The organism is Nocardioides mesophilus, assembly GCF_014395785.1.
Taxonomy (GTDB): Bacteria; Actinomycetota; Actinomycetes; order Propionibacteriales; family Nocardioidaceae; genus Nocardioides_B; species Nocardioides_B mesophilus.
The window spans coordinates 152501-168374 of sequence record NZ_CP060713.1; the positions used below are offsets into that span (position 1 = coordinate 152501).

General features: G+C 72.4%; 15 protein-coding genes (1 of these 15 only partly in view). 2 read left to right on the forward strand and 13 right to left on the reverse strand.

Annotated features, from left to right (window positions below; all coding sequences use genetic code 11):
• The 9 genes from pyk to trpC all read right to left on the reverse strand — a co-directional run.
• On the reverse strand, positions 1 to 1369 hold the 5' portion of the coding sequence (gene pyk, locus H9L09_RS00665) for a pyruvate kinase (RefSeq protein ID WP_187578892.1). Its footprint begins 83 nt before the window's first position; the window shows 1369 of its 1452 coding nt (coding positions 1–1369); it begins with the start codon at positions 1367 to 1369; the stop codon falls past the left edge of the window.
• A gap of 83 nt (positions 1370 to 1452) precedes the next feature.
• Positions 1453 to 2919 carry a glutamate synthase subunit beta gene (locus tag H9L09_RS00670; protein ID WP_187578893.1) on the reverse strand — a complete coding sequence of 489 codons (1467 nt, stop codon included), beginning with the start codon at positions 2917 to 2919 and terminating at the stop codon, positions 1453 to 1455.
• The gene (gltB, locus tag H9L09_RS00675) at positions 2912 to 7453 is read right to left on the reverse strand and encodes a glutamate synthase large subunit (RefSeq protein ID WP_187578894.1); all 4542 of its coding nucleotides are present in this window, start codon (positions 7451 to 7453) and stop codon (positions 2912 to 2914) included. Before gltB ends, H9L09_RS00670 begins: the two co-directional genes overlap by 8 nt.
• Before the next feature lie 178 nt (positions 7454 to 7631).
• Positions 7632 to 8357: a VIT1/CCC1 transporter family protein gene (locus H9L09_RS00680; RefSeq protein WP_187578895.1), complete on the reverse strand. Its 726-nt coding sequence runs from the start codon at positions 8355 to 8357 to the stop codon at positions 7632 to 7634.
• Between the two features lie 75 nt (positions 8358 to 8432).
• On the reverse strand, positions 8433 to 9314 hold the full coding sequence (lgt, locus tag H9L09_RS00685) for a prolipoprotein diacylglyceryl transferase (protein WP_187578896.1): 882 nt from the start codon (positions 9312 to 9314) through the stop codon (positions 8433 to 8435).
• On the reverse strand, positions 9311 to 10003 hold the full coding sequence (locus H9L09_RS00690) for an SCO family protein (RefSeq protein WP_187578897.1): 693 nt from the start codon (positions 10001 to 10003) through the stop codon (positions 9311 to 9313). The genes lgt and H9L09_RS00690 overlap by 4 nt, the downstream gene beginning before the upstream one ends.
• The gene (trpA, locus tag H9L09_RS00695; protein ID WP_187578898.1) at positions 9990 to 10805 is read right to left on the reverse strand and encodes a tryptophan synthase subunit alpha; all 816 of its coding nucleotides are present in this window, start codon (positions 10803 to 10805) and stop codon (positions 9990 to 9992) included. The genes H9L09_RS00690 and trpA overlap by 14 nt, the downstream gene beginning before the upstream one ends.
• Positions 10802 to 11947: a tryptophan synthase subunit beta gene (gene trpB / locus H9L09_RS00700; protein WP_246456410.1), complete on the reverse strand. Its 1146-nt coding sequence runs from the start codon at positions 11945 to 11947 to the stop codon at positions 10802 to 10804. The genes trpA and trpB overlap by 4 nt, the downstream gene beginning before the upstream one ends.
• Before the next feature lie 196 nt (positions 11948 to 12143).
• Positions 12144 to 12986, reverse strand: a complete 843-nt coding sequence (trpC, locus tag H9L09_RS00705) for an indole-3-glycerol phosphate synthase TrpC (protein WP_223164164.1) — start codon at positions 12984 to 12986, stop codon at positions 12144 to 12146.
• A gap of 149 nt (positions 12987 to 13135) precedes the next feature.
• Here trpC and H9L09_RS00710 point away from each other — a divergent pair, with 149 nt between their 5' ends.
• Together H9L09_RS00710 and H9L09_RS00715 are read left to right on the forward strand one after the other, a co-directional pair.
• A complete protein-coding gene (locus H9L09_RS00710) occupies positions 13136 to 13507 on the forward strand; it encodes a DUF4190 domain-containing protein (RefSeq protein WP_187578900.1) in 372 nt (123 codons plus the stop codon).
• A 100-nt stretch (positions 13508 to 13607) separates the two neighbouring features.
• Complete coding sequence (locus H9L09_RS00715; RefSeq protein ID WP_187578901.1) at positions 13608 to 14099, forward strand: DUF4190 domain-containing protein; 492 nt, start codon at positions 13608 to 13610, stop codon at positions 14097 to 14099.
• Positions 14100 to 14127: 28 nt separating this feature from the next.
• On the opposite strand, the gene H9L09_RS00720 is transcribed toward H9L09_RS00715, so the two are convergent.
• From H9L09_RS00720 to hisI, 4 genes are all read right to left on the reverse strand, one after another.
• The gene (locus H9L09_RS00720) at positions 14128 to 14565 is read right to left on the reverse strand and encodes a DUF2752 domain-containing protein (RefSeq protein ID WP_187578902.1); all 438 of its coding nucleotides are present in this window, start codon (positions 14563 to 14565) and stop codon (positions 14128 to 14130) included.
• A 20-nt stretch (positions 14566 to 14585) separates the two neighbouring features.
• Positions 14586 to 14786 carry an HGxxPAAW family protein gene (locus H9L09_RS00725; RefSeq protein ID WP_187578903.1) on the reverse strand — a complete coding sequence of 67 codons (201 nt, stop codon included), beginning with the start codon at positions 14784 to 14786 and terminating at the stop codon, positions 14586 to 14588.
• Positions 14787 to 14898: 112 nt separating this feature from the next.
• A complete protein-coding gene (locus tag H9L09_RS00730; protein ID WP_187578904.1) occupies positions 14899 to 15495 on the reverse strand; it encodes a Trp biosynthesis-associated membrane protein in 597 nt (198 codons plus the stop codon).
• On the reverse strand, positions 15492 to 15842 hold the full coding sequence (gene hisI / locus H9L09_RS00735) for a phosphoribosyl-AMP cyclohydrolase (RefSeq protein ID WP_187578905.1): 351 nt from the start codon (positions 15840 to 15842) through the stop codon (positions 15492 to 15494). The genes H9L09_RS00730 and hisI overlap by 4 nt, the downstream gene beginning before the upstream one ends.
• Positions 15843 to 15874: the final 32 nt, after the last annotated feature.

Here is a 15874-nt window from a genome sequence, read left to right on the forward strand (position 1 = left end):
CCGGCAGACCGGGCGGACTGCCGGCGATGATCACCACCAGGTCGCCCTCCTTCACCCGGTTGATCCTGAGCAGGTGCTCGTCGACCTGACGCACCATCTCGTCGGTGTGCTCGACCGAGGGCGCCTTGAAGGTCTCCACCCCCCAGGAGAGCGCGAGCTGCGAGCGGACCACGTCGACCGGGGTGAAGGCCAGCATCGGGATCTCCCCGCGGTACCGCGAGAGCCGGCGAGCCGAGTCGCCGCTCTGCGTGAACGCCACGAGGTACTTCGCGCCCACCCGCATCGCGACCTCGGCCGCGGCCTTGGCGATCACTCCCCCGCGGGTGCGGGGCTGCCAGTCGATCGCGGTCATCCGGGCGAGCCCGTGGTCCTCGGTGGACTCGATGATCCGCGCCATCGTCCGGACCGTCTCGATCGGGAACTCCCCGACGCTCGTCTCCCCGGAGAGCATCACCGCGTCGGCGCCGTCCAGCACGGCGTTGGCGACGTCGGAGGCCTCCGCCCGGGTGGGGCGCGGCGAGGAGATCATCGACTCCAGCATCTGGGTGGCGACGATCACCGGCTTGGCGTGCCTGCGGGCGACGTCGATGACCAGCTTCTGCAGGAAGGGCACGTCCTCGAGCGGACACTCCACGCCGAGGTCGCCACGGGCCACCATGAAGCCGTCGAAGGCGTCGACGATCTCCTCGATGTTGGTGATCGCCTGGGGCTTCTCGATCTTGGCGATCACCGGCAGGAAGATGCCCTCCTCCCGCATGATCGCGCGGACGTCCTCGACGTCGGAGGCGGAGCGGACGAACGACAGCGCGATGAAGTCGACGGTGAGGTGCAGGGCCCAGCGCAGGTCCTCCTTGTCCTTCTCGGACAGCGCCGGCACCGAGACGGCGACCCCGGGCAGGTTGATGCCCTTGTGGTTGCTGACCGGCCCGGCGACCTCGACCCGGGTCTCGACGTCGGTGTCGCCGACCGCCGTCACCTCCAGGCGGACCTTGCCGTCGTCGATCAGGATCGGATCGCCCACCGAGACGTCGCCGGGCAGACCGGCGTACGTCGTCGAGCAGATCGACCGGTCACCGGGGACCTCACGGGTGGTGATCGTGAAGGTCTCGCCCTCGACGAGCTGGATCGGTCCGCCGGCCACCTTGCCCAGCCGGATCTTCGGCCCCTGCAGGTCCGCGAAGATCCCGATGGCGTGGCCGGTCTCGTCGGAGGCCTGCCTCACCATCTGGTAGACCTTCTCGTGGTCCTCGTAGGCGCCGTGGCTCAGGTTCAGCCGGGCGACGTCCATGCCGGCTTCGACGAGCTCACGGATGCTGTCCGGAGTCGAGGTGGCGGGTCCTAGGGTGCAAACAATCTTGGCTCTACGCACGAATCCGACACTAGCGGGCTACCGGTCAGTCACCCCTGTCGCCGGGTTGATCGTTCCAAGATGTGGGCCCGCCCCGCGGTGGATCAGACCAGCAGCGGGCGGTCGGTGGGGGCGATCGGCGACGGCAGCGTGGTGGCGCCGGTGAGGAAGCTGTCCACCGCGGCCGCCGCGGCGCGCCCCTCGGCGATCGCCCAGACGATCAGCGACTGCCCGCGTCCTGCGTCACCGGCGACGAAGACGCCGGGGACCGAGGAGGCGTAGGCCTTGTCGCGCACGATGTTGCCGCGGGCGTCGAGCTCGACCCCGAGCTGCTCCACGAGACCCTCCTGCTGCGGCCCGGTGAAGCCCATCGCGAAGAGCACCAGCTCCGCGGGGATCTCCCGCTCGCTGCCCTCGACCTCGACGAACCTCCCCTCACGCATCTCCATGTCGACCAGCCGCAGTGCCCGCACGTTGCCGTCCGCGTCCCCGAGGAACTCCTGGGTGGACACGGAGTAGACCCGCTCGCCACCCTCCTCGTGGGCGGAGGAGACCTTGTAGGTCATCGGGTACGTCGGCCACGGCTGGCCGTCCGGGCGGTCGGTCCCCGGCTGCGGCAGGATCTCCAGCTGGGTCACGGAGGCCGCCCCCTGCCGGTGCGAGGTGCCCAGGCAGTCCGCGCCGGTGTCGCCGCCGCCGATGATGACGACGTTCTTGCCCGCCGCGGTGACCTGGCCCTCGACCTGCTCGCCCAGCGCGGTCCGGTTGGCCTGCGGCAGGAAGTCCATGGCCTGGTGGATGCCGCCCAGCTCGCGGCCGGTGACGGGCAGGTCCCGGGCCACGGTGGCCCCGACTGCCAGCACGACCGCGTCGAACCGCTCGAGCAGCTCGGTCCCGGTGAGGTCGACGCCGACGTCGACGCCGGCGCGGAACACCGTGCCCTCACGACGCATCTGGTCCAGGCGCCGGTCGAGGTACTGCTTCTCCATCTTGAACTCGGGGATGCCGTAGCGCATCAGCCCGCCGATCCGGTCCGCCCGCTCGTAGACGGCGACGGTGTGCCCGGCGCGGGTCAGCTGCTGGGCGGTCGCCAGCCCGGCCGGTCCAGAACCGATCACCGCGACGGTCCGGCCGCTGAGCCACTCCGGCGGCTGGGGACGGATGTAGCCGGACTCCCAGGCCCTGTCGGCGATCGCCACCTCGACGTTCTTGATCGTCACCGGGTCCTGGTTGATGCCCAGCACGCAGGCGGTCTCGCAGGGCGCCGGGCAGAGCCGGCCGGTGAACTCGGGGAAGTTGTTGGTGGCGTGCAGCCGCTCGATGGCGCCTTCCCAGTCGTCGCGCCAGACCAGGTCGTTCCACTCGGGGATGATGTTGCCCAGCGGACAACCCTGGTGGCAGAACGGGATGCCGCAGTCCATGCACCGCCCCGCCTGGGTGGTGATGATCGGCAGCAGAGCCCGCCCGGCGCTGCCGGGGTAGACCTCGTGCCAGTCGTGGACTCGCTCCTCGACGGGACGCCGGTCCGCCACCTGGCGACCGGCCTTCAGAAAGCCTCGGGGATCAGCCATGGAGGGCCTCCATCATCTTCGCGGCGGTCGCGTCCTCGTCCAGGCCCTCTTCCTCGGCCTCGAGCTTGGCGGCGAGCACCCTCTTGTAGTCGGTGGGCATGACCTCGGTGAAGCGGCGTACGGCGGCGTCCCAGTCCGCCAGCAGCGCCTGCGCCACGGCGGATCCGGTCTCCTCCAGGTGCCGGCGGACCAGCGCCTCGAGCTCGCCGGCCGCCGCCCCGGTCACGGGGGTCCGCTCGACGAGGTCCGGGTTCACCCGCCGCTCGTCGAGGTCGAGCACGAACGCGACGCCACCGGACATCCCGGCCGCGAAGTTGCGCCCGGTCGGTCCGAGGACGACCACCCGTCCGCCGGTCATGTACTCGCAGCCGTGGTCGCCGACGCCCTCCACGACCGCGGTCGCGCCGGAGTTGCGCACGCAGAAGCGCTCGCCGACCTGCCCTCGCAGGAACAGCTCCCCGGAGGTGGCGCCGTAGCCGATCACGTTGCCGGCGATGATCTGCGTCTCGGCCTCGAAGCTTGCGGACCGGTCGGGCCGCACCACGACCCGTCCGCCCGAGAGGCCCTTGCCGACGTAGTCGTTGGCGTCGCCCTCCAGCCGCAGCGTGATGCCGGGCGGGAGGAACGCGCCGAAGGACTGGCCCGCGGACCCGGTGAAGGTCAGGTCGATCGTGCCGTCGGGCAGGCCCTCGCCGCGGTAGCGCTTGGTGACCTCGTGACCGAGGATCGTGCCGACCGTCCGGTTGACGTTGCGGATCTCCAGCTGCGCCCGCACCGGCTCGCCCCGCTCCAGGGCAGGCTCGGCCAGCGCCACGAGCCGGTTGTCCAGCGCCTTGTCCAGGCCGTGGTCCTGGGCGACGGTGTGGTGCCGCACCGCGTGCTCGGCCAGCGCCGGCACGTGCAGCACCGGGGTCAGGTCGAGACCGGCGGCCTTCCAGTGGTTGACCGCCCGGGCCACGTCGAGCAGCTCGGCGTGGCCGACCGCCTCCTCCAGGGTCCGGAAGCCGAGCTCCGCGAGCAGCTCGCGGACCTCCTCGGCGATGAACTCGAAGAAGTTGACGACGTATTCGGCCTTGCCGTTGAAGCGCTCGCGCAGCACCGGGTTCTGCGTCGCGACGCCCACCGGGCAGGTGTCGAGGTGGCAGACCCGCATCATCACGCAGCCGGAGACCACCAGCGGTGCGGTGGCGAACCCGAACTCCTCCGCACCGAGCAGCGCGGCCACCAGGACGTCGCGACCGGTCTTGAGCTGGCCGTCGCACTGCACGACGATCCGGTCCCGCAGACCGTTGAGCAGCAGCGTCTGCTGGGTCTCGGCCAGCCCGAGCTCCCAGGGACCGCCCGCGTGCTTCAGCGACGTCAGCGGTGACGCCCCGGTGCCGCCGTCGTGGCCGGAGATCAGCACCACGTCGGCATGTGCCTTGGAGACACCGGCCGCCACCGTGCCGACCCCGACCTCGGCGACGAGCTTGACGTGCACGCGCGCCGAGGGGTTGGAGTTCTTCAGGTCGTGGATCAGCTGCGCCAGGTCCTCGATCGAGTAGATGTCGTGGTGCGGCGGCGGGGAGATCAGCCCCACCCCCGGCGTGCTGTGCCGGGTCCTGGCCACCCACGGGTAGACCTTGTGGCCGGGCAGCTGACCGCCCTCGCCGGGCTTGGCGCCCTGGGCCATCTTGATCTGGATGTCGTCGGCGTTGGTGAGGTACTCCGAGGTCACGCCGAACCGGCCCGAGGCGACCTGCTTGATCGCGCTGCGCCGCTCGGGGTCGTGGAGCCGGTCCGGGTCCTCGCCGCCCTCGCCGGTGTTGGACTTGCCGCCCAGCCGGTTCATGGCGATCGCCAGGGTCTCGTGCGCCTCCTGGCTGATCGAGCCGTAGGACATCGCTCCGGTGGAGAAGCGCTTGACGATCTCCGAGACCGGCTCGACCTCCTCGATCGGGATCGGGCTGCGCCCCAGCGCCTCGGCGCCCTTGAACGTGAACAGGCCGCGCAGCGTCATCAGCCGCTCGGACTGCTCGTTGACCCGCGAGGTGTACTGCTTGAAGACGTCGTAGCGACCGGTGCGCGTCGAGTGCTGGAGCCGGAACACCGTCTCGGGGTCGAACAGGTGCGGCTCCCCCTCGCGGCGCCACTGGTACTCCCCGCCGATGTCCAGGGAGCGGTGGGCCGGCGGCAGCCCGTCGACGGGGTAGGCCTTGCGGTGCCGGCGGGCGACCTCCTCGGCGACGATCTCGAGGTCGATGCCGCCGAGCTTGCTGACGGTGCCGGTGAAGTAGCGGTCGACCAGGCTCTGCGAGAGCCCGACGGCCTCGAAGATCTGGGCGCCGGTGTAGGAGGCGACGGTGGAGACGCCCATCTTGCTCATCACCTTGAGCACGCCCTTGCCCAGCGACTTGACCAGGTTGCGCATGGCGCGCTCGGGCTCGATGTCGACGTAGTGGCCGTCGCGGGCCAGATCCTCGACGGTCTCCATCGCCAGGTAAGGGTTCACCGCGGCGGCGCCGTAGCCGATCAGCAGCGCGACGTGGTGGACCTCGCGCACGTCCCCGGCCTCGACCACCAGGCCCACCTGGGTGCGGGTCTTCTCCCGGACCAGGTGGTGGTGCACCGCCCCGGTGAGCAGCAGCGAGGGGATCGGCGCCAGCTCGGCGGTGGAGTGGCGGTCCGACAGCACGATGATCCGCGCGCCGTCCGCGATCGCGGCCGACACCTCGGCGCAGATCTCGTCGATCCGGGCCGCCAGCGCCGCTCCCCCGCCCTCGACCGCGTAGAGCCCGCGCGAGAGGTGGGTGATGAAGCCGGGCATGTCGCCGTCACGGTTGATGTGCCGGATCTTGGACAGCTCGTCGTTGTCGATCACCGGGAACGGCAGCACGACCTGCCGGCACGAGGCCGGGGTCGGCTCGAGCAGGTTCGCCTCCGGCCCGATGGTGCCCGACAGCGAGGTGACGAGCTCCTCGCGGATCGCGTCGAGCGGCGGGTTGGTCACCTGCGCGAACAGCTGGGTGAAGTAGTCGAACAGCAGTCGCGGCCGGTCCGAGAGCGCTGCGATCGGGGTGTCGGTGCCCATCGAGCCGATCGGCTCGGCGCCGGAGCGCGCCATCGGCGTGAGGATGACCCGCTTCTCCTCCTCGGTGTAGCCGAAGATCTGCTGGCGGCGGGTGACCGAGGCGTGGGTGTGTACGACGTGCTCCCGGTCCGGGAGGTCGTCGAGCCGGATGATCCCGGCGTGCAGCCACTCGTCGTAAGGGTGCTCGGCTGCCAGCGCGCCCTTGATCTCCTCATCCTCGATGATCCGGTGCTCGGCGGTGTCGATCAGGAACATCCGCCCCGGCTGCAGCCGGCCCTTGCGGACCACGGTGGCGGGGTCGATGTCCAGGACGCCGACCTCGGAGGCGAGCACCACCAGGCCGTCGTCGGTGACCCAGTAGCGCGAGGGGCGCAGGCCGTTGCGGTCGAGCACCGCGCCGATCTGGGTGCCGTCGGTGAAGACCACGCAGGCCGGGCCGTCCCACGGCTCCATCATCGAGGCGTGGAACTCGTAGAACGCGCGCCGGGAGTCATCCATCTCGGCGTGGTTCTCCCACGCCTCGGGGATCATCATCAGCACCGAGTGCGGCAGCGACCGGCCGCCCATGTGCAGCAGCTCGAGGACCTCGTCGAACGAGGCCGAGTCCGAGGCTCCGGGCGTGCAGATCGGGAACAGCCGCTCCAGGTCGCCGCCGATGAGGTCGCTGGAGAGCAGCGCCTCGCGGGCCCGCATCCAGTTGCGGTTGCCCATCACGGTGTTGATCTCGCCGTTGTGCGCGATGAACCGGAACGGGTGCGACAGCGGCCAGCTCGGGAAGGTGTTGGTGGAGAAGCGCGAGTGCACCACGGCGACCGCGGAGGCGACGCGCTCGTCGGTGAGCTCGGGGTAGAACCGGTCGAGCTGGTCGGTGGTCAGCATGCCCTTGTAGGCGATCGTGCGCGAGGACAGCGACGGGAAGTAGACGTCGGTCTCCCGCTCGGCGCGCTTGCGCAGGCAGAACGCGAGCCGCTCCAGCGCCATCCCGACCAGCCGACCGGCAGCGGCGGTGACGAAGAGCTGGCTGAAGGTCGGCATCACGCTGACCGCGGTGGAGCCGAGCATCGTCGGGTCGGTGGGGACCTCGCGCCAGCCGAGGACGCGCAGGCCCTCCTCCACGGCGATCTCCTCGATCCGCTGCCGGGTCTTGGCGACCTGCTCGGCGTCGCCGGGGAGGAACGCGGTGCCGACGGCGTACGTGCGGGGGGCGGTGAGCTCGAACCCGGCGTCGGGCGTGACCGCCCGGAAGAACGCGTCGGGCAGGCCGAGGAGGATGCCGGCGCCGTCGCCGGAGTCCGGCTCGGCCCCGGTGGCACCGCGGTGCTCGAGGTTGCGCAGGGCCGTGATGGCCTTCGCGACGATGTCGTGGCTGGCTTCGCCTGTCAGGGTGGCGACGAATGCGACGCCACAGGCGTCGTGCTCGTGGAGGCCGTCGTAGAGACCCTGGGGCGGCGGGAATGCTCGCATGCGGCACTCTCCCGTCGTCGTCGTGGCAAGGCGTCCGGGTGACCGGACGCCGGTGCCGTGAGCAGGTGTGTGCGCGGGACGACATTGGCCCAGGCGGAGAACCGAGCGTACCCCACCGGAGGCATGCCCTGCTGCCGCGGTGAGACGCCGGTGTCACATGTCGGACACGTCGGCAGGATCAGCCGAGACCCACGCCGACGAGCGCGCCGAACCCGTAGGTGAGCGCGGCCGCGATGCCGCCGAGGAGCATCTGCCGCAGCCCGCCGTACCACCACGACCGGCTGGTCACCTGGGTGACGACCGCACCGCAGACGAAGAGCGCCAGCAGCGTCACCGCCAGGCCGGGCAGCAGCGACGAGCCGCCGAGCAGGTAGGGCATCACCGGGATCAGGGCGCCGACCGCGAAGGCCACGAACGACGAGACCGCGGCGAGCATCGGCGAGGCCAGGTCCCCCGGGTCGACCCCGAGCTCCTCGCGGGCGTGCACGTTGACCGCGTTCTCGACGTCGCGGTGGATCTGGCGCGAGACCTCCATCGCCAGGTCCGGGTCGATCCCCTTGGCGGCGTACATCGCCGCGAGCTCGCGGGTCTCGCCCTCGGGGTTGGCCAGGATCTCGGCGCGCTCCTTGTGGATCTCGCGCTCCGCCGCCTCGCTCTGGCTGGCCACCGAGGTGTACTCCCCCGCGGCCATCGAGAAGGCGCCGGCGGCCAGGCCGGCCAGGCCGGCCAGCACCACCGCGGTGGAACCGGACTGGTCACGCGTGCCGCCGGCGACACCGGCGATCAGCGCGAGGTTCGACACCAGGCCGTCCATCGCGCCGAAGACGGCCGGACGCAGCCAGCCGCCGGTGACGTCCGGGTGATCGTGCTCGATCTCGGGAACGCGGGGCGAGTCGGTGGCCATGTGCACAAACTACCCAGCCGGGCCGCCTGATTTCACCGAAGGGCAGGCTCACCTCATCCGCCCCGAGGGCCGGAGTCAGCCGGCCTCGGAGTCCCCGGACTTCTGGGCGGACGGCTCGTCGGGCTGCGGCCCGGTGAACACCGTCTCCTCGCGACCGGGGTGCACCCGCGCCGACCACAGGAACAGCCCGAGGCCGAAGAGGAACACCACGATCGAGGTCCAGACGTTCAGCCGGAGGCCGAACACGTCGTTCTCCTGCACCGTGTCGATGCGGAGGTACTCGATCCAGCCCCGGCCCGCGGTGTAGCCCATGATGTACAGCGCGAAGACCCGGCCGTAGCCGAGCCGGAACCGGCGGTCGGCCCAGAGCAGCAGGCCGGCCACGCCGAGGTTCCACACGCACTCGTAGAGGTAGGTCGGGTGGAAGGTGGTGTACTGCTCGTAGCCCGCCACCCGGTGTTCGGGATCGATCTCGAGGCCCCACGGCAGCGTGGTCGGCCGGCCGTAGAGCTCCTGGTTGAACCAGTTGCCCCACCGGCCGATCGCCTGGGCGATGATGATGCCGGGTGCGATCGCGTCACCGAAGGTGAGGAACCGCACCTTCTGCTGCCGGCAGCCGATGTAGGCGCCGACGGCGCCGAGCGCGACCGCTCCCCAGATCCCCAGCCCGCCCTGCCAGACGTAGAGCGCCCTGATCGGGTCCCGGCCCTCGCCGAAGTAGAGCTTGTAGTCGGTGATCACGTGGTAGAGCCGGCCGCCGACCAGGCCGAAGGGCACCGCCCAGACCGCGATGTCGCTGACCTGCCCGGGGCGGCCACCGCGGGCGACCCAGCGCTTCTCGCCGAGCCAGACCGCCACCACGACGCCGAGGATGATGCACAGGGCGTAGGCGCGGATCGGGAGCGGCCCCAGGTGCCAGACGCCCTGGTCAGGGCTGGGGATGCTGGCCAGGATCACGACGTCCCTCCGGTCTGCTCGGGCGGGACCGGGACGCCGCCGTCGAGGATGGTGCGGAGGTCCTCCGCCATCAGCTCGGGGCCGGTGCCCTGGGTCCAGACCACCGGCGCGGTGCCGTCGGGGGCGACCCCGATGACGTTGGTGCCGTGGTCGACCTCGTAGCCGCCGGAGGGCAGCCTGGCGCCCTTGGCGACCGGCACGCCCATCGCCGTGCCGAGCTTCACGATCTTCTCGAGCGGTCCGGTCAGCCCGCCGAAGCTCGGGTCGAACCGGTCCAGGTAGGCCCGCAGGGTGGCGCGGTCGTCCCGGGCGGGGTCGGTGGTGACGAACTGCATGCCGATCTGGGCGCGCTGCTGCTCGTCGAGCCGGGTCAGCGCGGAGGCGATGTCGGCCATCACCAGCTGGCAGATGTCGGGGCAGTGCGTGTAGCCGAAGAAGACCAGGGTCAGCGGCCGGTCCGGGTCCGCGGCCAGGGAGTACGGCGCCCCGTCGGTCGCGGTGAGCTCGACCGGAGGCACGTCGTAGGCCTGCGGGAGCACGATGCCGTTGAGCCCGTCGTCCTCGCTGATGCTGACCCCGGCCACCGGGGCACCGCCGCTGTCCGGCTCCGCGGCGCAGCCGCCGAGCGCCACCGCCCCGAGCACGACCAGGGCACCAGCGGCACGCAGTCGACGATCACGCCGACGCACGGACGCCCTCGGCCAGGTCCAGGGTCAGCTCGCGCAGCGACGCCAGCCCGGCCTCGCGGTCCGAGCCCGCGTCGAGCAGCCGGCGGACGAACGCCGACCCGACGATCACCCCGTCGGCGTGCCGGGCCACCTCGGCGGCCTGCCGGCCGTCGGACACCCCCAGCCCGACGCCGACCGGCAGGTCGGTGACCGCCTTGGTGCGTGCCACCAGCGGGCCGACCAGGTCGCTGGAGCTCTCCCGGGCACCGGTCACGCCCATGACCGCGGTGGCGTAGACGAACCCGCGACAGGCCTGCGTGGTGGAGCGGAGCCGCTGCTCGGTCGAGGACGGGGCGACCAGGAAGACCTTGTCCAGGTCGTGGGCGTCCGCCGCCGCGATCCACTCGTCGGCCTCGTCCGGCACGAGGTCCGGCGTGATCAGACCGGCTCCGCCGGCGTCGGCCAGGCTGGTGGCGAACCGCTCGACGCCGTACCGCTCGACGGGGTTCCAGTAGGTCATCACCAGCACCGGCACGCCGGTCTCGGCGACCTGCTCGACGGTGCGCAGCACGTCGGCGATCCGGACGCCGCCCTCGAGGGCCCGCTGGGCGGCCTCCTGGATCGTCGGGCCGTCCATCACCGGGTCGCTGTAGGGCAGCCCGATCTCGATCACGTCGCAGCCGGCGGCGACCATGGCGCGCATGGCGTCGACCGCGCCGGGGACGTCGGGGAAGCCGGCGGGCAGGTAGCCGACCAGCGCGGCGCGGTTCTCGGCACGGGCCCGGTCGAACGCGACGGCCGAGCCGCGGGAGCCTCCGCTCACTTGTCGGCCTTGCCGAGGCCGAAGTACTCGATCGCGGTGCCCATGTCCTTGTCCCCGCGGCCGCTGAGGTTCACCAGCAGCGTGGCGCCGGGCATCTCCTTGGCCAGCTCGAGGGTGCCGGCGATGGCGTGCGCGGACTCGATCGCCGGGATGATGCCCTCGGCGCGGGAGAGCAACGCGAAGGCGTCCATCGCCTGCGCGTCGGTCACCGGGCGGTACGTCGCGCGGCCCGACTCGGCGAGGTAGGCGTGCTCCGGTCCGACCCCGGGGTAGTCCAGGCCGGCCGAGATGGAGTGCGACTCGATGGTCTGGCCGTCCTCGTCCTGGAGCACCATCGTCCGGGCGCCGTGCAGCACCCCGAAGGCGCCGCCGGAGATGGTGGCCGCGTGCCGGCCCGAGCCCACGCCCTCTCCCCCGGCCTCGAAGCCGAACAGCTGCACCGACGGGTCGTCGATGAAGCCGGCGAACATGCCGATCGCGTTGGAGCCGCCGCCCACGCAGGCCGTGACCGCGTCGGGCAGCGCACCGGTGAGCTCCAGGCACTGGGCGCGGGACTCGTCGCCGATGCCGCGGCAGAAGCTGCGCACCAGCGAGGGGAACGGGTGCGGGCCAGCGGCCGTGCCGAAGATGTAGGCGGTGTGGTCCACGCTGGAGACCCAGTCGCGGATCGCCTCGTTGATGGCGTCCTTGAGGGTGCGGGAGCCGGAGTCGACGGCGATGACCTCGGCGCCGAGCAGCTGCATCCGGGCCACGTTCAGCGCCTGCCGCTCGGTGTCGACCTCGCCCATGTAGACCACGCACTCGAGGCCCAGGTAGGCGCAGGCGGTGGCGGTGGCGACGCCGTGCTGGCCGGCCCCGGTCTCGGCGATCACCCGGGTCTTGCCCATCCGCTTGGTGAGCAGGGCCTGGCCGAGCACGTTGCGGATCTTGTGCGCGCCGGTGTGGTTGAGGTCCTCGCGCTTGAGCAGGATGCGGGCGCCGGCGAGCTCGGAGAGCTTGGTGGCGTCGTAGAGGAGGCTCGGCGTGCCGGCGTAGTCCCGCAGCAGCCGTTCGAACTCCGCCATGAACGCGGCGTCGGCGAGCGCGTCGCGCCAGGCGACGGTGAGCTCGTCGAGCGCGGCCATCAACGCCTCGGGCATCATCCGGCCGCCGAAGCGACCGAAGCGGCCGTCCGCGCCGACCTGCTGCACGCGGGCCTGCTCGGCGTCCTGCCGGGTGCCCGCCTCGGTGCGGACCGAGCGGCTGCCCTGGCTGCTCTCGTTGCTCGGGTCGGTCCTGCTGGTCGCGGGACCTGCCGGGGTGCCGGCCGGCTGGGTCGTCGGGCTGCTCATGCCGGGGTCAGACCCCCTTCTGCTGTCCGTGCGAGTCGTTCTCGCACTTGTGGAGCGAGGGATGGGCGCCGGCCGCGACCAGGTCCGCGACGGCCTCGCGCGGGTTGTCACCGCGGACCAGGGTCTCGCCGACGAGGACGACGTGGGCGCCCTGCTTGGCGTACTCGAACACGTCGTGCGGGCCGCGGACGCCGGACTCGGCGACCCGGACCACGTCGTCGGGGATCCGCGGCGCCAGCCGGGCGAAGGTGTCGCGGTCGACCTCGAGGGTGCGGAGGTTGCGGGCGTTGACCCCGATCAGCTGCGCGCCCGCGTCGAGCGCGCGGTCCACCTCGTCCTCGTCGTGGACCTCCACCAGCGGCGTCAGCCCGATGGTGATCGCGCGCTCGAGGAGGCCGACCAGCTGCGGCTGGTCGAGCGCCGCGACGATCAGCAGCACGAGGTCGGCGCCGGCCGCGCGGGCCTCCCACAGCTGGTAGGAGGTGACGATGAAGTCCTTGCGCAGCACGGGGACGTCGACCGCGGCGCGCACGGCGCGCAGGTCCTCCAGGCTGCCGCCGAAGCGGCGCTGCTCGGTGAGCACGCTGATGGTGGCCGCCCCACCGGCGGCGTAGTCGACGGCCAGGGCGGCGGGGTCCGTGATGGTGGCGAGAGGCCCCTTGCTGGGGCTGGAGCGCTTCACCTCGGCGATGACGCTGACACCGCCGTCACGGAACAGGGGCATCGGGTCGAGGGCGTCCGGCGCCTGCCGGGCTGCGACCTTGAGCTCCTCGATCGAGGTGCTCTGCTCACGCTCCGCGAGGTCGAGCCGGACGCCGTCGATGATCTCGTCGAGCACGGAACTGCTCACGGTGCTGACCTCTCCTCGGCGGACACGATGTCGGGGTCTCTAGACTCTCATGCGCCCGGTTGCCGGCTCACCACGAGGTGGCGTCCCCCGGACACCTGCAGCAGTGACAGCGTCCCGATCCCCCGACACGCATCCGAGGAAGTCCCGGCATGAGCCACACCCCCGGCCCGCCCCCGCCCGGCTACGGCTACCCGCCGGCCGGCTACCCGGCGCCGGCGCCCACCAACGGGAAGGCGACCGCGGCCCTCATCGTCGGCATCAGCACGCTCGTCCTGTCCTGGTGCTGCGGCGCCGGCGTGCTCGGCCTCGTCGCGGTCGTGCTCGGGGTGAAGGGGCGCTCGGAGATCCGCAGCTCGCAGGGCACCCAGAGTGGGGAGGGCATCGCGATGGCCGGGATCATCACCGGCGCCGTGGCCGCGGTGATCGGGATCCTCGTGGTCGCGCTGATCGTGATCCTCGTGGCCAGCGGCAACGCGGCCTTCCAGGAGTACGCCGAGAGCGGCTCCACCGCCACCTTCTAGGGCGCGCTCCCGCGCAGGCGTGTCGGGCGGTGCAGCCGGGGCGAGGCACTAGCGTCGGGCCCACAACCGATCACGACGCACTGCCGACGAGGGAGAAACGATGAGCTACACACCGCCACCGCCGCCGCCCGAGGAGGGCGGCCCCGGCGACGGGTCCGGGACACCTCCCGGGTACGGCGCCCCGCCCCCGCCGCCTCCGGGCTACGGCACGCCCCCGCCGCCGCCCGGCTACGGCGGCCCGACCGGTCCCGGCTACGGCGGCCCGACCGGTCCCGGCTACGGCGGCCAGGGTCCGGGCTACGGAGCCCCGCGCGCGAACACCAAGGCCGTGGTGGCCCTGGTGATCGGCATCGCCTCGCCGCTGCTGGGGCTGTGCTGCTTCCTGTTCGGGCTGGCCGGCATCGCCGCGGTGGTGCTCGGACGCCAGGCCCAGAACGAGATCGCCGCCAGCGCCGGCTCGCAGACCGGCCAGGGGATGGCGAAGGCCGGCTTCATCCTCGGCATCGTCGGCACCGTCGTCGGCGTGCTCGGGCTGATCTGGACGATCTACGTCGCCGCCACCGGCGACTTCCAGTTCACCAACACCCCGTGACCTGCTGGCCCCTTGACCGCTGTCGCGGTCAGGGGGTCAGCCACGTCGCGAACGGCAGGTTGCGCAGCACCCAGAACACCGCGGTCACCCCGAGCACCAGCCCGGTCAGCCAGTAGGCCTGCCGGTCGGTCGGCTGCCGCCGCACTCCGCGCCAGCCGTCGCGCATCCGGCGCAGCCACCACGCGCCGAGCAGCGGGAGCGCACCGACGAGCAGCAGGTTGCTCGACGCGGCGCCGGCGACGTCGCCGCGGGTCAGGTCGTTCACGGCGCGCAGGCCACCGCACCCGGGGCAGTAGGTGCCGGTCAGCACCAGCCAGGGGCACAGCCCCCAGCTGCCCGCCTGGTGCGGGTCGCGCACGTGCAGGGCGACCGAGGCGGCGAGCACGCCGACCGCGAGGAACGTCGGCCCCTGCACCCGCGCCCAGCGGCTGCGGGCGTCGGGCGGAGCTGCGAGTGTCGCGGTCACGACCGGCCTCCCGGCAGTCCTCAGTCGGCGACGGGCTCGGCGCCCAGGCCCATCTTCTGCATGATCTTGCCGACGATCGCACCGGCGGGCAGCAGCGCGAGCCCGACCCAGAACATCGGCCAGTTGTCGATCACCATGCCGATGCCGCCGACGACGAACCCGACCAGGATGATGATGACGCCGGTCCAGGCAGCAGGGGTGTTGCCGTGGTGTGCAGCCATGCGGGGGAACTCCTCGTGTTGCGCGGTGGACCGGGTAGGTGGTGCCCCTCATCCTAGGACCGCGGGCGCGGCCGGGTGGCGCGTGGGTCGGCGTGGCGGGCGGTGGTGCCGCTCAGGCGGTCGGGTCGCGGCCCTCGTCGATGGCCCGCCACAGCTCCCGCTCGTCCGGCTCGGCAGCGGGCCCGCTGCCCGCGGCGGCACCGGCCGCCGGGCGCGAGCCGGGGGCGTCGTACCGGCTGCCCATGGAGGGCCAGGTCCGGGCCCGGAGGACCGCGACGCCCAGGGTGACCAGGGTCAGGACGAGAGCGACGCCGGTGGTCCAGTACCACGCGGTGAGCGAGCCGGCGAGCACGTCGCTGGTCGCCCCCTGGGCAGTGGCCGCGGTGACCGCGGCGTCCGGCGCGGCGTCGAAGGCGTCGACCAGGGCGACCAGGGCTCCCGCCGCGGCGAGCACGCCGATGACGGCGCCGACCTGCCGGGCACGGCCCCGCAGCACCAGCACCACGCCCCAGGCGGCGAGCGCGACCAACGACAGCGCCAGCACCAGCGGTGCGGCGTCCGAGCCGGTGACCGACCCGTTGACCGCGACGCCCGCGGCGTCCCCGGAGGAGGTGGCCCACTCCCGGGAGGCGCCGACGGCGGCCAGTGCCCCGGCGCCGAGGCCGACCAGCACGGTGGTCCCGAACGAGCGGTCCCGGCGTCCGGTCACGGCTGCGACACCGGCAGCTCGCGGGCGTCGAAGCAGGTGCGGTCCCCGGTGTGGCAGGCGGGTCCCTCCTGGTCCACGGCGAGCAGCAGCGTGTCGCCGTCGCAGTCGAGCCGCACCGAGCGCACCCACTGCCGGTTCCCGGAGGTCTCGCCCTTGACCCAGTACTCGCTGCGCGAGCGGCTCCAGTACGTCGCCCGGCCGGTGGTCAAGGTGCGGTGCAGCGCCTCGTCGTCCATCCAGCCGACCATCAGCACCTCACCGGTGTCGTGCTGCTGCACCACGGCCGGGACCAGCCCGTCGGCGTCGCGCTTGAGCAGTCCGGCGATGTCGGGGTCCAGGGAGCTCACCGGGCCATCCTCCCACCAGGCCGGGCGCCGGC

Bases quoted from the DNA above. Each gene is read 5' to 3' on its own strand.
- H9L09_RS00715 (WP_187578901.1), top strand. From the start codon at position 13,608: ATGAGCTACACACCGCCACCGCCGCCGCCCGAGGAGGGCGGCCCCGGC.
- H9L09_RS00680 (WP_187578895.1), bottom strand. From the start codon at position 8,357: ATGGCCACCGACTCGCCCCGCGTTCCCGAGATCGAGCACGATCACCCG.
- H9L09_RS00670 (WP_187578893.1), bottom strand. From the start codon at position 2,919: ATGGCTGATCCCCGAGGCTTTCTGAAGGCCGGTCGCCAGGTGGCGGAC.
- H9L09_RS00725 (WP_187578903.1), bottom strand. From the start codon at position 14,786: ATGGCTGCACACCACGGCAACACCCCTGCTGCCTGGACCGGCGTCATC.
- trpB (WP_246456410.1), bottom strand. From the start codon at position 11,947: ATGATGCCCGAGGCGTTGATGGCCGCGCTCGACGAGCTCACCGTCGCC.
- H9L09_RS00710 (WP_187578900.1), top strand. From the start codon at position 13,136: ATGAGCCACACCCCCGGCCCGCCCCCGCCCGGCTACGGCTACCCGCCG.
- gltB (WP_187578894.1), bottom strand. From the start codon at position 7,453: ATGCGAGCATTCCCGCCGCCCCAGGGTCTCTACGACGGCCTCCACGAG.